Annotated in this window: 2 protein-coding genes; one reads left to right on the forward strand and one right to left on the reverse strand. The window is 30.8% G+C overall.

Translation table 11 applies throughout. From position 1 onward, the window contains the following. Positions 1 to 206 precede the first annotated feature (206 nt). Entirely contained in the window at positions 207 to 1,289 is a 1,083-nt protein-coding gene (locus FWJ34_RS19240; RefSeq protein WP_308256938.1) for a GTP-binding protein, read from the reverse strand. Between the two features lie 156 nt (positions 1,290 to 1,445). Between FWJ34_RS19240 and FWJ34_RS19245 the strand changes: the two genes are divergently transcribed. Next, on the forward strand, positions 1,446 to 1,820 hold the full coding sequence (locus tag FWJ34_RS19245) for a hypothetical protein (protein ID WP_308256939.1): 375 nt from the start codon (positions 1,446 to 1,448) through the stop codon (positions 1,818 to 1,820). The last annotated feature ends 122 nt before the right edge of the window (positions 1,821 to 1,942 follow it).

Genomic DNA, 1,942 nt, shown 5'->3' on the forward strand with positions numbered 1-1,942 from the left:
CTCGATGAGGATAGGGAAAAGGGAAGAGGGAAGAGGGAAAAGTAATCAGAATTGATTTTAAAACTCCTAAAATTGATTTTTCCCGTTTTGTTTCATTGGTATTATTGTACTGGTGCAAGATCTGAGTCTTAAACTCCTTATTCTTAAAGATTTCTTACACACATCGAATTCCGGTGAGTTTGAGCCTCTCCCTGTATTGGTAATTCTTAATTTTTAACAAGGCATTTTTCTAACTGTGATTTGATAGTTTGAGAATCAATATTTTGACCAATAAAAACTAATTTGTTTTCTTTTTTTTGTCCTTTTTTCCAGACATCATCTTCAATAGTAAAACGTTTACCACTTAAATGAAATATGTGACGATCTGGACTTTCTTCAAACCATAAAATACCTTTAGCTCGAAAAACATTTGCCGATAATTTATTGTCTAAAAAGCTCTGTAATTTACGAATATAAAAGGGCTTATCACTCATAAAAGAAACAGAAATAAAACCATCATTTTCTAAGTGATTTGAATGATGATGATCATGATTATGTTGACAATTTTCATCATGTTCGTGATCTTCGGTACAATGGTGATCATGTTCGTGATGATGATGATCATGAGTATCATGGGAGTCTGCACTATCAAAATATTGATCCGATTCAAACAAACCTACACTGAGAATTAATGGTAAGGGCACTTGAGATTTAGTCGTGCGTAAAATTCTCGCATCAGCTTTTATCTCTCTTAATCTAATCTCTAATAAATCAACATCGGCTTCATCAACTAAATCAGTTTTATTAAGTAAAATAATATCACCGTAAGCTATTTGATTATAAGCTGCGTCACTGTTAAATAAATCAAGACTAAAATTCTCACAATCAACTAAAGTAACGATAGAATCTAATCTTGTTAAGTCTCTTAATTCAGTACCTAAAAAAGTCAATGCAACGGGTAAAGGATCAGCAATTCCAGTAGTTTCAACTACTAAATAATCTATTTTTTCTTCTCTTTCTAAGACATTATAAATAGCATCAACTAAATCATCGTTAATATTGCAACAAATACAGCCATTACTTAACTCTACCATTGTTTCACCGGCAGAAATAATCAAATCATTATCAATACCAATTTCGCCAAATTCATTCACGAAAACTGCGGTTTTAATACCTTGCTGATTTTGCAAAATATGATTAAGTAAAGTAGTTTTGCCACTGCCTAAAAACCCAGTAATAATTGTAACCGGTAAACCATGTTTAGGCACATCGAGAAGATTACTAGGAGTATTGACTGATACTTGAGTCATAATAAATAATAATTCTTAATTTTACATTTTGATAATCTATTTCTAATATACACTGTTACCATTATCAGATCTTAAGTTCAACTATGACGAAATTTTAATTACGAAAAGATGTTAATATTTTGTAACAGTTCGTTATTTTATCGTTTTGTTTGAAATATGTATTATATTCCTGAACCGCCCCTAGGTTTATTATTTTTTGGTCTTTTTATCGGTATTACTTGTGGTTTAGCTTTTGAATCGTCATTAAAACAACAAGTTAATCAATGGAGTAAACAAGGAAAAAAAGGTATAAAACCTAATATGTCAGAAATTTCGATCTTAAAATTACCATTTTTAGGAATTTGTGCTGGGATTTGTGTTTTTCTGGCTGCTGGATTAGAAATATTTACCTATAACCGTGTATTATCCTATGGCATATCAGGATCATTAACTTTGTTTATTGGTTTATTAATTTGGGTACAGTTGCGTAAATTAATTGTACTCTTATTAGAAGGGGGTTCTCAAGCCTTAGATTTAGACACATTTTTTTAACATTAACCATTAACAATTAACAATTATTTAAAATTCTCACAATTCATTAAAGAATACTATAGCGTTTTTGATTATGGTGAGGTCTCTATAAATCTTGCTAACAAGAGGCGACCATCCCTTGG

It is taken from the genome of Geminocystis sp. GBBB08, assembly GCF_016743215.1.
In the GTDB taxonomy this organism is placed as follows: Bacteria; Cyanobacteriota; Cyanobacteriia; order Cyanobacteriales; family Cyanobacteriaceae; genus Geminocystis.

What these genes read in the sequence shown, in the direction of transcription:
- FWJ34_RS19245 (WP_308256939.1), top strand. Translation starts at nt 1,446, where the DNA reads ATGTATTATATTCCTGAACCGCCCCTAGGTTTATTATTTTTTGGTCTT.
- FWJ34_RS19240 (WP_308256938.1), bottom strand. Translation starts at nt 1,289, where the DNA reads ATGACTCAAGTATCAGTCAATACTCCTAGTAATCTTCTCGATGTGCCT.